This is a genomic window from Escherichia sp. KTE159, from assembly GCF_000408805.1.
In the GTDB taxonomy this organism is placed as follows: Bacteria; Pseudomonadota; Gammaproteobacteria; order Enterobacterales; family Enterobacteriaceae; genus Escherichia; species Escherichia marmotae.
The window spans coordinates 76,633-94,195 of record NZ_KE137292.1 but is presented as its reverse complement, the minus strand read 5'-3'; the positions used below and the strand labels follow the sequence as shown (position 1 = coordinate 94,195).

20 protein-coding genes, 1 tRNA gene and 1 pseudogene are annotated in these 17,563 nt (G+C 49.6%); 15 read left to right on the top strand and 7 right to left on the bottom strand.

Features of this window, described 5'->3' with window-relative positions; genetic code table 11:
* Nucleotides 1-283: 283 nt before the first annotated feature.
* Both A31E_RS20700 and A31E_RS20705 read right to left on the bottom strand, forming a co-directional pair.
* Nucleotides 284-1,276, bottom strand: coding sequence for a zinc-dependent alcohol dehydrogenase family protein (locus A31E_RS20700; RefSeq protein WP_016248370.1), 993 nt, complete (start codon nt 1,274-1,276; stop codon nt 284-286).
* A 149-nt stretch (nt 1,277-1,425) separates the two neighbouring features.
* Nucleotides 1,426-2,316, bottom strand: a complete 891-nt coding sequence (locus A31E_RS20705; RefSeq protein WP_024193551.1) for a LysR family transcriptional regulator — start codon at nt 2,314-2,316, stop codon at nt 1,426-1,428.
* A gap of 249 nt (nt 2,317-2,565) precedes the next feature.
* Here A31E_RS20705 and A31E_RS20710 point away from each other — a divergent pair, with 249 nt between their 5' ends.
* The 13 genes and pseudogenes from A31E_RS20710 to A31E_RS20765 all read left to right on the top strand — a co-directional run bounded on the left by A31E_RS20710 (nt 2,566) and on the right by A31E_RS20765 (nt 10,533).
* Complete coding sequence (locus A31E_RS20710) at nt 2,566-3,429, top strand: GTPase family protein (protein WP_016248368.1); 864 nt, start codon at nt 2,566-2,568, stop codon at nt 3,427-3,429.
* A gap of 95 nt (nt 3,430-3,524) precedes the next feature.
* Nucleotides 3,525-4,349 (top strand): DUF932 domain-containing protein, encoded by an 825-nt coding sequence (locus tag A31E_RS20715; protein WP_016248367.1) that lies wholly within the window; start codon nt 3,525-3,527, stop codon nt 4,347-4,349.
* A 208-nt stretch (nt 4,350-4,557) separates the two neighbouring features.
* Nucleotides 4,558-5,268, top strand: a complete 711-nt coding sequence (locus A31E_RS20720; protein WP_016248366.1) for a DeoR family transcriptional regulator — start codon at nt 4,558-4,560, stop codon at nt 5,266-5,268.
* Between the two features lie 25 nt (nt 5,269-5,293).
* A complete protein-coding gene (locus tag A31E_RS20725) occupies nt 5,294-5,830 on the top strand; it encodes a DUF4339 domain-containing protein (protein WP_016248365.1) in 537 nt (178 codons plus the stop codon).
* Between the two features lie 41 nt (nt 5,831-5,871).
* A complete protein-coding gene (locus tag A31E_RS20730) occupies nt 5,872-6,309 on the top strand; it encodes a hypothetical protein (RefSeq protein WP_016248364.1) in 438 nt (145 codons plus the stop codon).
* A gap of 66 nt (nt 6,310-6,375) precedes the next feature.
* Nucleotides 6,376-6,786 (top strand): annotated as a pseudogene (locus A31E_RS26550) (hypothetical protein).
* Between the two features lie 77 nt (nt 6,787-6,863).
* The gene (locus A31E_RS20735) at nt 6,864-7,100 is read left to right on the top strand and encodes a DUF905 domain-containing protein (protein ID WP_016248361.1); all 237 of its coding nucleotides are present in this window, start codon (nt 6,864-6,866) and stop codon (nt 7,098-7,100) included.
* A gap of 85 nt (nt 7,101-7,185) precedes the next feature.
* Nucleotides 7,186-7,644 (top strand): antirestriction protein, encoded by a 459-nt coding sequence (locus tag A31E_RS20740; RefSeq protein ID WP_016248360.1) that lies wholly within the window; start codon nt 7,186-7,188, stop codon nt 7,642-7,644.
* Nucleotides 7,645-7,659: 15 nt separating this feature from the next.
* Entirely contained in the window at nt 7,660-8,136 is a 477-nt protein-coding gene (locus A31E_RS20745; RefSeq protein ID WP_016248359.1) for a JAB domain-containing protein, read from the top strand.
* An 8-nt stretch (nt 8,137-8,144) separates the two neighbouring features.
* Nucleotides 8,145-8,366 (top strand): DUF987 domain-containing protein, encoded by a 222-nt coding sequence (locus A31E_RS20750; protein WP_016248358.1) that lies wholly within the window; start codon nt 8,145-8,147, stop codon nt 8,364-8,366.
* Between the two features lie 18 nt (nt 8,367-8,384).
* A complete protein-coding gene (locus A31E_RS20755) occupies nt 8,385-8,702 on the top strand; it encodes a type IV toxin-antitoxin system YeeU family antitoxin (RefSeq protein ID WP_016248357.1) in 318 nt (105 codons plus the stop codon).
* 19 nt (nt 8,703-8,721) lie between these two features.
* Complete coding sequence (locus A31E_RS20760) at nt 8,722-9,063, top strand: TA system toxin CbtA family protein (protein ID WP_016248356.1); 342 nt, start codon at nt 8,722-8,724, stop codon at nt 9,061-9,063.
* Nucleotides 9,064-9,462: 399 nt separating this feature from the next.
* Entirely contained in the window at nt 9,463-10,533 is a 1,071-nt protein-coding gene (locus A31E_RS20765) for a DNA cytosine methyltransferase (RefSeq protein ID WP_016248355.1), read from the top strand.
* Here A31E_RS20765 and A31E_RS20770 read toward each other — a convergent pair.
* The gene (locus A31E_RS20770) at nt 10,512-11,171 is read right to left on the bottom strand and encodes an HNH endonuclease (protein WP_016248354.1); all 660 of its coding nucleotides are present in this window, start codon (nt 11,169-11,171) and stop codon (nt 10,512-10,514) included. The genes A31E_RS20765 and A31E_RS20770 overlap by 22 nt on opposite strands.
* 520 nt (nt 11,172-11,691) lie before the next feature.
* Here A31E_RS20770 and A31E_RS20775 point away from each other — a divergent pair.
* On the top strand, nt 11,692-12,894 hold the full coding sequence (locus A31E_RS20775) for a hypothetical protein (RefSeq protein ID WP_016248353.1): 1,203 nt from the start codon (nt 11,692-11,694) through the stop codon (nt 12,892-12,894).
* A 322-nt stretch (nt 12,895-13,216) separates the two neighbouring features.
* On the opposite strand, the gene A31E_RS20780 is transcribed toward A31E_RS20775, so the two are convergent.
* The 3 genes from A31E_RS20780 to proB form a co-directional block, all read right to left on the bottom strand.
* Nucleotides 13,217-13,292 (bottom strand) — tRNA-Thr (locus tag A31E_RS20780).
* Between the two features lie 115 nt (nt 13,293-13,407).
* A complete protein-coding gene (gene proA, locus A31E_RS20785; protein ID WP_000893291.1) occupies nt 13,408-14,661 on the bottom strand; it encodes a glutamate-5-semialdehyde dehydrogenase in 1,254 nt (417 codons plus the stop codon).
* A gap of 11 nt (nt 14,662-14,672) precedes the next feature.
* Nucleotides 14,673-15,776, bottom strand: a complete 1,104-nt coding sequence (gene proB / locus A31E_RS20790) for a glutamate 5-kinase (protein WP_001515789.1) — start codon at nt 15,774-15,776, stop codon at nt 14,673-14,675.
* Nucleotides 15,777-16,063: 287 nt separating this feature from the next.
* On the opposite strand from proB, the gene phoE reads away from it, so the two are divergent.
* A complete protein-coding gene (gene phoE, locus A31E_RS20795) occupies nt 16,064-17,119 on the top strand; it encodes a phosphoporin PhoE (RefSeq protein ID WP_001515788.1) in 1,056 nt (351 codons plus the stop codon).
* A 38-nt stretch (nt 17,120-17,157) separates the two neighbouring features.
* On the opposite strand, the gene crl is transcribed toward phoE, so the two are convergent.
* Nucleotides 17,158-17,559 carry a sigma factor-binding protein Crl gene (gene crl / locus A31E_RS20800; RefSeq protein WP_016248352.1) on the bottom strand — a complete coding sequence of 134 codons (402 nt, stop codon included), beginning with the start codon at nt 17,557-17,559 and terminating at the stop codon, nt 17,158-17,160.
* Nucleotides 17,560-17,563: the final 4 nt, after the last annotated feature.

Sequence of the window (17,563 nt, the reverse complement as noted above, 5' to 3'; positions counted from 1 at the left end):
ATTGGGTGGAAAGAACCGTATTTAAACACGGACTTTCTGCCTCTGTAAATTTAATATGTAGAACACTCATCTCTTTTTATAACTGACAATAGGATATTTAGACGTCTGTTTTTGGCACCAAGCGGACAGCCTCTTGGATCTGAAGGTCCCCCTTTAAGCGAGAAAAGGACATTTAATTTTCAAGTCGTGGAAATCGAAGGCAGTACCTGCCGGAGCCATTGCATCGAAGCCTGGATAATATCCAGGCTTCACCAGGCTCATTTATAAAATGCTGTGGTAAGGATTACTCAACGGTCACGACTATTTTGCCTACCTGGCCATTGGCCTCCATATAGCGCTGGGCGTCTGCAATCTCTTCGAACGGGAACGTTTTATCGATGACCGGTTTCAGTTTGCCAGCTCGTAAGCCTTCTGTGATGAAGGATTTTGCGCGCGCCATTTTTTCAGAGTCAGTCGTGATTTCAAACAGCTCATATCCACGCAGAGTGAGATGCTTACCGAGAATATTAAATACAGGCACAAGCATGTCACGGCTATCGAGCGCGCCATACTGGAAAAACATGCCCTGTGGTGCCATCACCTGCGTCAGTTTTGCCACGTCCGGCCCGCCGACGGGATCAAAAACAATATGGGCACCTACGCCATCTGTTGTTCGATTGATTTCAGCAACCATATCCAGCTCTGCAGTAGCAATGACGGCAGCTGCGCCAGCTTTCAGTAGCATTTCACTTTTTTCAGAGGTCCGAGTGAGTGCAATTGGGTTTGCACCCAGCATGTTAGCTATCTGTATGGCAGCCAGACCTACGCTGCTTGATGCTGCGCGGATCACAACATTCTGACCAGCCTGAAGATTGCCATATTCAACCAGCGCACCATAAGCGGTGACATACATCATCCAGCTTGCAGCGGCTTCCTCAAAAGAAAGGTTTTCAGGATGCTTCACGATAGCATGCACAGGTGCATTGACCACTTCACCGTACATACCGTATTCATTAAACATAAATGAAGGGATAACGCTGACCAGATCTCCAATGGTAAACTCATCAACATTCTCACCTACGGCCTGCACAACGCCAGCCGCTTCATAACCAAGACGTGCCGGAAATTCCGGCTCAATAACATACTGGCCGTTGCGGTACATGATTTCTGCACGGTTGATACCTATCGCATGTACGCGGATCTGCACTTCACCCGCTGTCGGCGCAGGCACCTGTACATCAACAAATTCCAGCACTTCCGGGCCTCCGGTACGGTTAAAGGTAATAACTTTAGACATATTCAGCTCTCTTCAGTTAAAGGCACTCCTTCAGAATAATGCCGAAGGGATGCCCGAATCATTTGTGAACAATCTACGTTGTTACAAACACACCAGAAATAGCTGAGAGGGAACTTCAGTATTAATTATCCATTAACAATCCGCCTGCTTCAGCGGATCTGCGTGGCCAGAACATCACTGAACCAGTCGATAAAGACGCGCACTTTTGGAGAAAGGTAGCGCCTGTCGGGATACATCACTGACACGGGCTTTGACACCGATGGGTATTGCGGCAGAATCTCTTCAAGAGCGCCGGAAGCAATATGGGGAGCAACGGCATCATAGGTAGCTTGGATAATGCCCAGACCAGCCAGAGCACAGGAAAGCAGAATATCGGAATTATCAACCAGCAGGCTGCCCGCAGGACGTAGCGAAACAATGCTCCCGTTTTCGATAAACTTCCATTCCATGACGTCACGACTGTGGTCGCTAAAAAAGTTAATTGCCCGATGTTTATCCAGATCCGCAAGTGTTTCTGGCCGCTCATGCTGCTGCAGGTAAGACGGGGCTGCACAGGTAACCATCCGGATGTCACCAAGACGTCTGGATATAAAACTAGAATCCTGAAGCGCACCCAGGCGGATAAGGCAATCTACGCCTTCCGTGATCAAATCAGTTTTTTTATCCGAAGAAACCAGCACAACTTCAATACCTGGATACAGTGTCTGAAAATGCCTAAGATTAGGGATCAATATGGAATGCGCCAGCGCCAGGGGCACATCAAGTCTCAGGCGTCCTCGCGGTGGAAGAGTCGGTGAAAAACTGGCCATCATGTCATTAACTTCGGCCAGGACATGCCTGGCATGATGATAGAACTCATCCCCTTCAGCAGTAACGCTCAGCTTTCGGGTTGTGCGATAAATGAGTTTTACACCCAGATCATGCTCTATCTGCTGTATTGCTTTGCTCACGGTGGGGCGATGGATCTGAAGTACATCAGCAGCTTTAGTGAAGCTACCCTGCTCAACAACCTGTATGAAAATATTTAGGTATTCAATCATGTTGGCATGCACGTGATCACCTGTTTTGTAGGCTGTTTAAAACTGACATTGTAAAGTAAACCATCCTAACGACATTATTTTTTTCGTTCAGATAAGGGCTTCCTGGCTGTCACAATGTCCGCTTCTGGCACAGAACGGCCTATCAGCATTCTAAAAATATTCAGACATATATCATTCAACTGAATATACCCCATTAACGGCAAAACCCCATGGTTCTGCCGTTTTTGTTTTCATTTCAGAGGAGCAGTGATGAAAAAATCTGAATGTTTGCAGCCGTTGCAGCAGTCGCTTTCCGTTCTGCCACAGTGGGCATCAGAGCGTATTCTGCAACAGATAAACCAGCTTATTCACTATGAGCCAGTGATAGGCATTATGGGCAAAACAGGGGCAGGTAAGTCATCTTTGTGCAATGCCCTATTTTCCGGTGAGGTTTCGCCGGTCAGTAATGTGGCGGCCTGTACCCGTTCCCCCCTGCGCTTTCGTTTGGCGGTTGGAGAGCGCTTTATGACTATTGTGGACTTGCCTGGTGTAGGTGAAAGCGAAAGTCGAGATGCGGAATACGCTGTACTTTATCGCAAGCAACTTCCTCGACTCGACCTGGTACTGTGGCTTATTAAGGCCGATGACCGGGCACTGGCGGTGGATGAGCATTTTTATCGCCGGGTGATTGGTGAGGCATACCAGCATAAAGTGCTGTTTGTTATCAGCCAATCCGACAAGGTTGAACCCACCAGCGGTGGTGAAAAGCTGTCTACAGAGCAGAAACAAAATATCAGCCGCAAAATCTGTCTGCTGCATGAGCTGTTCCAACCTGTAAACCCTGTCTGTGCGGTGTCGGTACGTTTGCAGTGGGGGCTGCGGGTGATGGCTGAACGGATGATTCGTAGCCTGTCACGGGAGGCCAGTAGTCCGGTGGCGGTACAGCTTAGTGCTCCACTTCGTACCGATGCCGTTAATAAAAAAGCACGTGACGATTTTGGTGAAACGGTCGGCTCGGTGTTGGACACAGTAAGTTCCATGCCCCTGATACCGTCCCCGGTTCGGACTGTCATCCAGTCTGTACGCGACATCGTGGTATCGGTCGCTCGTGCAGTCTGGAACTTCTTCTTCTGAACATTAACCCTTCTAACCCGTAGTTTCCTGAGCCCTGCCGCGATTGAGCGGTAGGGCTTTTCTGTCTTTATTTTCCCATCATGAGGAGTCTGCTTATGACCCGTCTGGCTACGCGCTTTGGCGCATCAAATCTTATCCGTCGTGACCGTCCGTTAACCCGCGAAGAGCTATTTCGTGTAGTGCCCAGTGTTTTCAGCGAGGACAAACACGAATCTCGCAGTGAACGGTACACATATATACCCACGATTTCTCTCCTCGACAGTCTGCAGCGCGAAGGCTTTCAGCCCTTCTTTGCCTGTCAGACCAGAGTGCGTGACCCAGGTCGCCGCGAGCACACAAAGCACATGCTGCGCCTGCGTCGGGAGGGGCAAATTACCGGCAAGCAAGTCCCGGAAATCATTCTGCTCAACTCTCATGACGGCACCAGCTCGTATCAGATGCTGCCGGGATTATTCCGCGCGGTATGCCAGAACGGGCTTGTCTGCGGTGAGTCGTTTGGCGAGGTGCGTGTGCCGCACAAAGGAGATGTCGTGAGTCAGGTGATTGAGGGGGCGTATGAAGTACTGGGTATTTTTGACCGTGTGGAAGAGAAGCGGGATGCCATGCAGTCGCTGATGCTGCCGCCACCTGCACAACAGGCTCTGGCACAGGCTGCACTGACGTACCGTTTCGGTGAAGACCACCAGCCGGTGACAGCACCTCAGATACTCTCCCCACGCCGCTGGCAGGATGAGAGCAATGATCTGTGGACCACATATCAGCGTATTCATGAGAACCTGATTAAGGGCGGGCTCAGTGGTCGGAGTGCAAAAGGCGGGCGAACGCATACCCGCGCCGTGCGTGGTATCGACGGAGATGTGAAGCTCAACCGGGCTCTCTGGGTGATGGCTGAAGCGATGCTGAGTGGGTTTCAGTCCTGAGCTTGTTATCAGCATGTTAGGAAAGGACACTCCCTGTCCGTTTTACCTCCACTGGATTGAGTGTTTTTTCACCGCATTTCACGATATGCCGCGTCGGGCCTGCTTCCGGTGGCAGATAAAAAATAGTTCATTCCATGTCCATACCCTGTCCGCCCCCCTCTTTAGAATCATTTCATATTCAGTCAGTTAACTATTACGGAGATTAAAGATGACACAGGCAGAGCGCCGTCATGACCGGCTGGCTGTCAGGCTGTCGCTGATAATCAGCCGCCTGGTTGCAGGTGAAACGCTGAACATGGCGCGGCTGGCTGCAGAGTTTGGTGTGTCAGTCCGTACCCTGCGACGTGATTTTCGCGAACGGCTGATGTACCTCGACCTTGAGTATCGACGGGGGCAATGCCGCCTGCGCAGCACCGGTGGGGGCGTACAGGGGGAGCTGGATGCGCTGACCTTCGCGCACCGGGCCGGACTGGCCGATATTTTTCCGGGGCTGGACCGGCGTCTGGCGGGCATGCTGCTCACTGCAGGAGGGATGCCGTGTCTGGTATGGCAGCCGCCACAGTCTGTGTCACCGGCCAGCTCACTGGTGTTCTACCGTCTTGTTAGTGCCATTACCGCCTGCCAGCGGGTACTGCTGCTGGCCGAGGGAGAGCGCTGTGACGGGCTGGCCCCGTACCGCCTGATATCACTCGACGGCTGCTGGTACCTCACTGGTGAACTTAACGGGTATATCACCGTGCATCCACTGGCGACCATCCATGCGGTGACAGTCCTCAACACAACGTTCACTCCGCTAAAACGTCTCAGCCAGTTAACCTCACAGGCGGGCTTTATCCGGGCCCTTCCGCACTTCAGCTGTATCCGTGAAGTCCTGTCTCCTGGGCCCTCTGAGGAGGAGCCGGGCAACACACTGATTTAATTATCTCTGTTAAGAAGGAAAAGCAATGACCTGGCATTACGAGAAAAATGGCATACGTCACGACAATGTGACCGAAGACGACATCACTGGCCTGATTATGCGCGGTGAACTGACTGCATCCACTCTGGTGTGGCGACAGGGAATGGCTGAGTGGCAGCCAGTCTCCGCTACTCCGCTGGCTTCGGCGCTGCTCCACAGCACCACACCACCAGCGCTGCCGGGGAGTCGCATTCCGGGCGGAGTGGTATGGACGCTGGCATTTGCTCCCTTCATTGGTTATGCGCTTGAGCTGTGGACTGCAGGGCTGAACGGAATGTCTTTTGACGAGGCATATGAGGCTATCTCGGGCGGGCAGTACTGGTTTATCACGCTGCTGCTCAATATCGCTCTGGGGTATCTCGATGAACGACGCCTGCGTAAGGCCGGAGTGGACACCACCACGTTCGGCAAACTGGCCTGGCTGGTGCCGTTCTATTTGTGGCGTCGGGCGAAAACCCTCGGTCAGAAACCGGCTTACTTCTGGGTATGGCTTGTGATGCTAGCCCTGACCGTATGGGCCTGAATCACCGCTACCTGATACTTTCTCTGTTAAGGACCAACGTAATGAAAACACTGATTAAAATACTGGGCATTACCGGCAGCCTTCTGCTTTGTGCAGGGGCTCAGGCCCAGCCCTATAACCGGACGCTACCTGCAGTCGTCAATGACAACAACGGGAATATTTTCTGGTGTGATGCGCATCGTCAGGTTACCGGAAAATGCGAAGCCATGTCTGTTGACCGTCAGGGCGGGATGGTCACGGTGCGTTCAGCACCTTTTAAAGACTGCGAAGGCGGCCTGTGGGGCTGGATAACTATCATGCACAACGATGTGTCGAAGGGATTCACCATTACTCCGGACAAGAAATTCGGTCTCACCGTAAAAGACCTGTGCCGTCCGGGCACGGTAGTGACCTTTAAGCCCAACCAGAAGAAGCCGGAATATGACGACCTGGTGGCACTTTACCAGGGCAAAGAGCTGTTTCGCTACCAGCGCTTCTGATAACACCCGATATCAACCACTCTTATTTTGCCCAACTGCGGGCTGGATTAATTCAGGACGAAGACCATGCTGAAAATACTGACCTCTGCTGTACCCGCCCTCATTCTGTCACTTGCCGCATTCAGTGCCGGTGCCGCTCAGCTTCCGGCAAGCCTGATGGATAAAGACAATCCCGGACAAGAGTACTGATGCCAGGGAAACGACATCAACACCTCCATGTGTTCACTGACCGGTGTCAGCGACGACCATAAATTTGCTCTGATTCAGGATTTGCCCGGTCCAGCCTGTGAAGATTTAAGTTTCGGGATTATTGACCTGGTATTTAACACCGGACTTAACATCCCTTATGACGGTGGTGACTGCAAGGGAGATGTAAAGGCCGGGTTTGTTCGTGGCACAAAAGATAATGCCCTGTATGTGAAGATTGTCCGGGGCAGCAAAACTTTGCGCTTATATAAGGTGCAGACGGGTTTCTGATAATCACCCCACACCTGCATACTCCCATAGCCCCTGACGCATCTGCGTCAGGGGCTTTTGCTTTTAAGGTACACCGAATGTCTGAATCTCATATGCTGCCACCGGGACCTTTCACCCGACAGCAGGCTGAGGCTGTTACCCGCCGGTATCACAACATCAGCATTGAAGATGACCAGGGTAGCCACTTCCGCCTGGTGGTTCGTGACTCTGAAGGTCGAATGGTCTGGCGGGCGTGGTGCTTTGAACCTGATGCCGGTGAAGGGCTTTACCGTTATGGCCGCAAGTCAGGCCCCCTCAGAGCATCCTCCTCCTGACCACACCCATTAATCATCCCGGCATGTCCTCTATTTCCCATACGCCAGCCATCCTCGCTGGCGTTTTTATTGACGGAGAATATCCATGACGACACAAACTCAACGCGAATCGATGCCTGCTAATGAACCTCAATTTGAGCTCACAGCAACACCAGTACCTGACGAACAGCGTCTCGATTTCTGGCCGCTGTACTTTGGCGCTATCCCGCAGTGGATAACGCTGGAACCCCGTATTTTCGCCTGGATGGACCGCTTCTGTGATGAGTACAGCGCTGGTATCTGGTCCTTTTACACGCTCAGTAATGGCGGCGCGTTTATGGCCCCTGATGCTGACGGTGGTGATAAATGGCACCTGTTCAACAGCATGAACGGCAATGGTGCGGAAATGAGCGTGGAAGCCGCAGGTATCGTGGTCTGCCTGATTGAATACAGCCATCACGCCTGTCGTACAGAATGTGACGCAATGACTGCACACTATTATCGCTTGCGGGACTATGCCCTGCAGCATCCTGAAGCTCACGCCATTCTGCGTATCATCGACTGAACGGAGGAACAACGGATGAAACAGATCTCCTTTTTACCCGGCAAGATGACGCCACAGGACCGGCGTCTCATTCAGCGGGCGCTCAGGGCTCTGGAGCGGCACCTGCATGAGCCTGGAGTAGCTTTCACCTCCACTCACGCCGTTCGAGAGTGGTTGCGACTGCATATGGCCGCACTTGAGCGGGAAGAGTTCCGGGTGCTGTATCTGGATAATCAGAACCAGCTTATCGCCCATGAGACGCTCTTTAGTGGCACGATTAACCGCACCGAGGTCCATCCCCGGGAAGTGGTCAAACGTGCACTGCATTTCAATGCGGCGGCGGTGATACTGGCGCATAACCATCCTTCCGGCGAGACGACGCCCAGTCAGGCTGACAAAGCCCTCACGCAGCGACTGACTCAAGTACTTCAACTGGTGGATATCCGTGTCCCTGACCATCTGATTGTTGGTGGCAGGCAAATCTATTCGTTCGCAGAACACGGTCTGCTGTGAGGTATTACATGAAAATTATCAGTAAACGCCGGGCAATGACGATATACCGCCAGCATCCTGAGTCCCGAATCTTTCGCTACTGCAGCGGAAAATATCAGTGGCACGGTAGCGTCTGTCATTACACCGGTCAGGTGGTTCCTGACATTCCCGGTGTGCTGGCGGTATACGCCCAACGCCGCCAGGACCGCAACGGACCGTATGCCTGCCTGATGAGTATCACCCTGAACTGACAATAAAAGAGGTTATAAATGAGCAACACCACATGGGGCCTGCAGCGGGATATCACGCCGCGCCTGGGAGCCCGCCTTGTGCAGGAGGGGAACCGGCTGCATTACCTGGCTGACCGGGCCAGCATCATCGGTAAGTTCAGTGACGCCGAATGCCGGAAACTGGATGAAACTTTCCCGCACTTTATCAGCCAGATGGAATTGATGCTGATCACCGGTGAACTGAATCCCCGACATGCCCACTGCGTCAACCTGTACCACAATGGTTTCACCTGCGAAGCCGATGCCCTTGGTAGTTGCGGCTACGCATACATCGCTGTTTATCCCACTCAACGCTAACTAATTCACGAGAGCAAGCATGAAAACTCTACCTGCTACAATTTCGCGGGCGGCGAAGCCCTGTCTGTCGCCCGTAGGTGTCTGGCAAATGCTACTGACACGCCTGCTGGAACAGCACTATGGCCTGACACTGAACGACACGCCGTTCAGTGATAAAACAGTTATTAAGGAACATATTGATGCCGGAATTACCCTGGCCGATGCAGTCAACTTCTTGGTAGATAAGTACGAACTGGTTCGTATCGATCGCAGAGGGTTCTACTGTCGGGAACAATCACCCTATCTTCGAGCGGTAGATATCCTGCGAGCACGACAGGCAACTGGCTTGTTACGACGAAGCCAAAGTGACCTAGGAGGCTGAATTCTACGAGCAGCATTCCCAATCTTCATCACCAATCTTTCTTCTTTATTTACTCCTTGCATAATGCGTCCGCTACTTACAGTGGACGCAATACATCATACGGACAGAACATCATGTAAACAGATAGTAGTTTTTTTCGTGCTCAGTTGAGGCATTTTACTCAACCAGCATTAGACAATGCTTATCTGATCCAGATGATGCCCATAGTACTAATGAATTTTAGTCCTCTGATAAATCGAGGATTCCAAAACAAAGTAGTAGATTGCCTTGTCATACAGTAATCAAGTAACTAAGCTGACCGGTTCAATGGCGACGATACTGCTTGTTTTGTACAATTTGTTGCGTAATGGTCTCTGATCAGATAAATATACAACTGTTTTTATATACAGGTTTAATGGCATGTTACAATATACATCTGTAGAGATTTGTGCAGGGGCAGGAGGTCAAGCTCTAGGGTTACATAACGCTGGCTTCGCTCACCGCGCACTCGTCGAGATTGATCCAGCAGCCTGCGAAACTCTTCGCCTCAACAATAACCTCCATTCTTTAGGTTGGGGAGATATCATAGAGGGTTGCGTTAAGCATTTTGCTGAACACACTGCATATAATTTTTCTGATGTTGACTTGGTTGCAGGGGGAGTGCCCTGCCCACCATTCTCAAAAGCAGGGAAGCAACTTGGCAAAGATGATGAACGTGATTTGTTTCCGACAGCGCTCAAAATTGTGAACACTATTAAGCCAAAAGCAGTAATGATTGAAAATGTTTCAGGTTTGTTAGACCCAAAGTTTAAACAATATCGGCAAGAACTAGATCATGCTTTCTCTGCAATGGGTTATAAGACCTTTTGGAAACTTCATAATGCTTCTGATTACGGAGTTCCTCAGCTTCGCCCACGTGTTCTTTTAGTCGCATTGCGTGGTGAATATGCAGCTCATTTTCATTGGCCGAGTGAAACGTTGATACCGCCGACTGTGGGTGATGCCCTCTTTGACTTAATGTCAATGGGAGGTTGGGAAGGAGCTGAAGCCTGGAGAAAGGCAGCAGATAATATAGCTCCTACACTTGTTGGCGGTTCCCATAAGCATGGGGGGCCAGATCTTGGCCCGACAAGAGCCAAAAGATCCTGGCAAGCGCTTGGAGTCAATGGACATTCCATAGCGGATAATGGCCCTGAAAAGGGGTTTATCGGGTATGTTGGAAGAGACGGAAAGGTTCGGGCTGGTTTTGAAAATATGCCTCGTTTGACTGTAAGAATGGCTGCACGAATCCAAGGTTTCCCCGACTGGTGGAAATTCTCTGGTAAAAAAACAGCTGCTTATCGTCAAGTCGGTAACGCTTTCCCCCCCCCTGTTGCCGAGGCAACAGGAAGGCAAATCCGTAAAGCACTCGAAGCTGTTGACATCATGAAAAAACAACAGTTGGCGTTACCACTCGAGTCAAATGATATTCAGAGCTTGCGTATTGCGTAGGCAACGATTTCGTCTAATGAAATCCCATTTGCATCGGCTAGCTGTTGAGCTTTTCTTAAAGCAGCTTCTGGCAGATGGAGCATTGTAGTAATCCCGAACTTTTCAGGGAATGCCCATGAGCATGTGTAACAATCATCAGTACACCCCTCACATGCTCTTCTCTTACCTACGTTGCAATTGTGGCAAAGAGCTTGCCAATTGGTTAACTCATTTCCACCACCACGTGACAAAGGTATTTTGTGATCCGCTTGTAGCCCCCTGACCCCACCTGCAACAGTTTTACCACATGTTGCACATGTATTGCTGTGGTTAGAAAATAAACCGGATCGTTGTGATTCTGTCAGGTATTCCCTTTCCATTGGTGGGGCAATCATACTTGATTTCAGCCGCCAAGCATGCCCCGAGAACTCCGCAATGTACGAGCTTTCGAGATCACAGCCTAGTTCATCTCGCAATTCTCTTGTTCGTCTATCGAAGTACTTTTGCCCTGTCAGTTCCAGTAGTTCTATTGATGAGACCCAAGGTTTAGGAAAATCAATATCATCCGAGCCCCATAATCTCTTCAGGATAGTCAACTTGACTTCACTCAATCGCTTTTTTTTAGGTAACGCTGACAAATAATTTTCGAATAATTCCATGCTATCTCTCGAAAGAAACCTTAATCTCGCAAGGGATTACACCACACATGGAAGTAGACAGGGAAGGGCTATCTTAAAATCAGCCATATAGAGCGACAATCAACAAAACGACATGTATTGGGATCAGTTTGGGAAACGGAAAATTTTGCATGTTTAGCTCATTATTTAACCACACCAGCCCATAAGGGATTGATTTAGCGCCAGTGGCTATCGGTTTTAAATTATCGTCTTAGCAGCATCGCGTTTAGGTTATCCGGTTAGGGAAAATCCACTCCAAATGCCATATAGCGGGGGAGTACACCCTATTGCGATAACACCACCCGTTCAAAAACGGGCATACCGTACAATAATTCTCGATCTCTAAACCGCCCCTAGGTAAGTCAGGCCTCACGTCGTGAAAGCATAGTTGCAGTAAGGTAGAATTACAGCCTAATCAGAAAGATGAAGGTGAGGAAGGATGAACATCTGCAAATGCTTCAAATGCGATACCTGCGGTACATTGATCGATTGCAGGATTGGCATGTCCAACAGAGAAGTACAACCATTTCAGTTTGCTTGCCCGGTATGTGAGGAATGTATTTCTTTCATTATTGGCCATCCGGATGGAACGTTAAAAGGGGCAGAGGACATTGTTGATTTTGATGGGCCATTTAAAGGGGAAAACCCATTTGTCGATTTGCATCTAGATTTCCCTGCCTACTTTGGCAAGTACGAAATGGGGAAAACGACATTTATACGGGTTGTCAGTGAACTTGGTGAAGACGCATATTATCATCTTGCTCAACGCCTTGAGGTATTGAATCGCCTTCTTCCGATGCAAAGAGACTTGCAGCGCATTATTACCCAGTACAAACGTGGCGACATCGATAAGTTAGATGGGATCTGCAACAAGATACCCGGGGTTACATTGCGTTCTCATAAAAAACAAGACGTATTGGCCGCGTTGTACTCAGCTACTTCAATCATGTCATCCCCTTTTACTATTCATGAGCAAAACGAAGAGCTTTCTAATGAACTACCTGGTCTTTATCAATGGCTTCACGCGCATCATCATGACAAAACTGTCGCTTATATTGATGAGATTCTGGCAAATAATTTCCTCCAAAATCTGCATCAAGACTGCCTTAGTCTTTACCCTAAAATCATCGAGTTAGATCTGCCATTTCGCGCGACGTTCTTTTATGACTACGTTAAAGAGGGGGAGTACAACCCGGTTGCTGCAAGGATTTCAACAACAGATTTTGATACCTGTAACAACTTTTATAAAGACTTAGCAGAAGTGTTTTCTAGGCAGTTGATCTTATTGGCGGGGATTAACAATCTTCTGCATCGCGGTGATCACAATGAATTTGAACCCTCTTTGAAAGTGACGAGAAGGAATGAGCCGCGCCGGGAGGCTGTTTCATTGAATGCTTTTGCCGATGCCGACCTGGGAACCAAACTCCAGTTTATTGATAAATGCTTCTACAAGATTGATGAAACGGCAATTGATAATCGACTAAGAAACGGGATAGCCCATTACAAATATGAGTACAAGGAGTCTACTCAGGTCATCACGTATTACCCTTTCAAAGAAGGGATGAACAGAGAGAAAGCACAAGAAATTACGTTCATTGAATTCATTCGTAAGTCACTGCTTTTGTTTAGAGAAGTTCACAACTTGAATCATCTGATCAAGACAACGCTTTACTACTGTGTGTTGGTATTGAAAAAGGATTTCTGATGTAGGATTGGTTAAATAACACCCTAAATGTGCTAGATTTTCCGTTTCCAAACCGCCTCCTGTATAGGCCTGTTAAGCTGCTATTCTTGCTGCCTAAGCAAGAATAGCAGCTTAACATTTCGTGCATATCACTAAAAATGTCCGACATCAATATCTGGAACATCGTTTCATCAAGATGAAAAAATCAACAAGACTGAACCAATCAGATATACGGATGTTCTATTGTTGATGTACGTTTACGAAAATTACTTACACATGCAGTTACACGAAAAAATTCATGATGCAGACAAAGAGGGGTGTTAATCGTAACTAATTGATTTAATGGTGCCGATAATAGGAGTCGAACCTACGACCTTCGCATTACGAATGCGCTGCTCTACCAACTGAGCTATATCGGCCCTGAAAAGGACATGTTCACGAACGTGAATCACGGTGGACAAGGTTAAAACTAACCGGGCGATGCGTCAATGGCCTTGTGAATCAAATGGCTACTTTTGCATCACCCGGTTTTATTTACGCACGAACGGTGTAATCACCAATACCGATCCACTTGTAGGTGGTCAGCGCTTCCAGCCCCATTGGTCCGCGTGCGTGGAGTTTTTGCGTGCTTACCGCCACTTCTGCGCCAAGACCAAACTGGCCGCCGTCGGTGAAACGTGTAGACGCATTAACGTAAACAGCAGAGGAGTCCACTTCATTGACAAAACGCTGGGCATTGCGCATATCACGCGTCAGGATCGCATCGGAGTGTTGCGTCCCGTGTTCACGAATATGGGCGATGGCGTCGTCAAGATCGCTGACGATTTTGACGTTCAAATCTAACGACAGGAATTCATCGTCATACTCTTCCGCCTTAACAGCCACCACTTTCGCAGATCCTGCCTGCAACTGCGCCAGTGCCGCAGCATCGGCGTGTAACGTCACGCCGCTTTCCGCCATTTGCTTGCTTAACGCAGGCAGGAAGTTATCAGCGATGTTTTTATTCACCAGCAACGTTTCTACCGTATTGCAGGTACTCGGACGCTGGGTTTTCGCGTTGACGATCACTTTCAGGGCTGCAGAAATGTCAGCACTTTCATCAACGTAAATATGGCAGACGCCAATGCCGCCAGTGATCACCGGAATTGTCGACTGCTCGCGGCACAGCTTATGCAAACCAGCACCACCACGCGGGATCAACATGTCGATGTATTTATCCATGCGCAGCATTTCACTCACCAGTGCGCGATCCGGATTATCAATCGCCTGCACTGCGCCTGCCGGTAAACCGCAGGATTTCAGGGCGTCCTGAATCACCGCTACCGTTGCAGCGTTAGTGCGACAGGTTTCTTTGCCGCCGCGCAGGATCACCGCGTTACCGGTTTTCAGACACAGCGAAGCGACATCAACTGTCACGTTCGGACGCGCTTCATAAATTACACCTATAACACCCAGCGGCACGCGGCGACGCTCCAGACGCAGGCCGCTGTCCAGCACACCTCCATCAATCACCTGCCCTACCGGATCAGCAAGATTACACACCTGCCGCACATCGTCGGCAATGCCTTTCAGGCGCGCGGGCGTTAACGCCAGACGGTCAAGCATCGCTTCGCTAAGGCCATTGGCACGCGCGTCAGCAACATCCTGGGCGTTAGCATCGAGGATGCTTTCGCTCTGTGCTTCCAGCTCATCAGCGATCTTTTCCAGCACGCGATTTTTTTCGCGGCTGGAGAGTTGCGCTAATTTATACGAGGCTTGCTTCGCAGCAATGCCCATTTGTTCCAGCATCGGCCTGCTCCTTAACGGGTAATCATGTCATCACGGTGAACGGCAACCGGGCCGTATTCATATCCCAGTATTGCATCAATTTCTTGCGAGTGGTGTCCGGCAATACGGCGCAATGCATCGCTGTTATAGCGGCTAACGCCGTGAGCAATATCGCGACCTTCGAGGTTGCAAATGCGGATGACTTCACCGCGGGAGAAGTTGCCACTCACGCTTTTAATGCCTTTCGGCAACAGGGAACTGCCGCGTTCAAGAATAGCGGCGGTCGCCCCTTCATCTACAGTAATTTCACCCGCTGGCGGCGCGCCAAAAATCCAGCGTTTGCGGTTTTCAAGCGGAGTAGCCTGGGCATGGAACAACGTACCAACCGGGATACCTCCCATCACGTCGCCAATGACGCCTGGCTTGCTACCCGCGGCAATAATGGTATCGATACCCGCACGACAGGCTACATCAGCCGCCTGCAACTTGGTGCCCATGCCGCCGGTTCCAAGGCCTGAAACGCTGTCACCGGCAATCGCGCGCAGCGCATCATCAATACCGTAAACATCTTTAATCAGTTCCGCCTGAGGATTACTGCGCGGGTCTGCGGTATACAAACCTTTTTGATCGGTCAGCAGCAGCAGTTTATCGGCACCGGCCAGAATTGCCGCTAACGCCGAGAGATTATCGTTGTCGCCAACTTTAATCTCTGCCGTAGCGACAGCATCATTCTCATTAATTACCGGAACGATGTTGTTGTCGAGCAACGCACGCAGGGTATCGCGGGCGTTCAGGAAGCGTTCACGATCTTCCATATCTGCACGCGTCAGCAGCATCTGCCCGACGTGAATACCGTAAATTGAAAACAGTTGTTCCCACAATTGAATCAGTCGGCTCTGCCCTACCGCCGCCAGGAGTTGTTTCGAGGCGATAGTCGCTGGCAGTTCCGGGTAGCCCAGGTGCTCACGTCCGGCGGCAATCGCGCCCGACGTCACAATTACAATCCGATGCCCGGCGGCATGTAGCTGCGCGCACTGGCGAACAAGTTCAACAATATGGGCACGGTTCAGGCGGCGCGATCCGCCTGTTAGCACACTGGTGCCGAGTTTTACCACCAGCGTCTGGCTGTCACTCATGATTCTCTGCCATTCAATGTTAGGAAAAATGATATCAAACGAACGTTTTAGCAGGACTGTCGCCGGTTGCCAACCATCTGCGAGCAAAGCATGGCGTTTTGTTGCGCGGGATCAGCAAGCGTAGCAGCCGTTGTTTACGCTTTTATTACAGATTTAATAAATTACCACATTTTAAGAATATTATTAATCTGTAATATATCTTTAACAATCTCAGGTTAAAAACTTTCCTGTTTTCAACGGGACTCTCCCGCTGAATATTTGTGCGTTAATTAAAATCAGGAATGAAAATGAAAAAGAGCACTCTGGCATTAGTGGTGATGGGCATTGTGGCATCTGCATCCGTACAAGCTGCAGAAGTATATAATAAAGACGGTAATAAACTGGATGTCTATGGCAAAGTAAAAGCCATGCATTATATCAGTGATAATGAGAGTAAAGATGGCGATCAGAGTTATATCCGTTTTGGTTTTAAAGGCGAAACACAAATTAACGATCAACTGACCGGTTATGGTCGTTGGGAAGCGGAGTTTGCCGGAAATAAAGCGGAGAGTGATACCGCACAGCAAAAAACGCGTCTCGCCTTTGCCGGATTGAAATATAAAGATTTAGGTTCATTCGATTATGGTCGTAACCTTGGCGCATTGTATGACGTTGAAGCCTGGACAGATATGTTCCCGGAATTCGGTGGCGACTCCTCCGCCCAGACCGACAACTTTATGACTAAACGCGCCAGCGGCCTGGCGACTTATCGTAACACCGACTTCTTCGGCGTTATTGATGGCCTGAACCTGACCTTGCAATATCAAGGAAAAAACGAAAACCGCGATGTTAAAAAGCAGAACGGCGATGGCTTCGGTACGTCACTGACATATGACTTTGGCGGCAGTGATTTCGCTATCAGCGGTGCCTATACCAACTCTGATCGTACCAACGAGCAGAATCAGCAAAGCCGTGGCACGGGTAAACGCGCAGAAGCGTGGGCTACGGGTCTTAAATACGATGCTAATAATATTTACCTGGCAACCTTCTATTCTGAAACGCGTAACATGACACCAATTTCTGGCGGCTTTGCCAATAAGACGCAAAACTTTGAAGCAGTCGCACAATACCAGTTCGACTTTGGTCTGCGTCCATCCCTGGGTTACGTATTATCAAAAGGGAAAGATATTGAAGGCATCGGTGATGAGGATCTGGTCAATTATATTGATGTTGGTGCCACGTATTATTTTAACAAAAACATGTCAGCATTTGTTGATTATAAAATCAACCAACTGGATAGCGATAATAAGTTGAATATCAATAATGATGATATTGTCGCGGTTGGGATGACGTATCAGTTTTAATTAATATTGCCGGATGCGAGGCATCCGGCACATTTCACTCACGCCGTTAACTTCACCGGTTCATCGCGAAAATCATCCGCCGGTTCCAGCTTAAAATTCAGCGTCGTCAGCAGTTCACGCAGCTTTTCATGAAACTCACGCAAAGTATGCTCCAGTCGCTCAACCACTTCTGCATCGTTTACCGGAACACTCGTCCAGTCACCTGCTTTATCAAACAGACCGAACTGATAACTGTAGGTAAAACGGGACTCCTGCGCTTCCAGTTCCATCCACCAGCCCCAAAACTCACGCACTTCCAGCGCGGGTTTCACGTTGACGCATACAGCCAGACAATCGAAAAAGAATCGATTATCTTCGCACTTACCTTCACGAATATACGGGCCAAGTGCGGTAAATTTTTTGATCAATCTGCTTTTCGGGTGTCCACTCGGTAACGTCATTGCG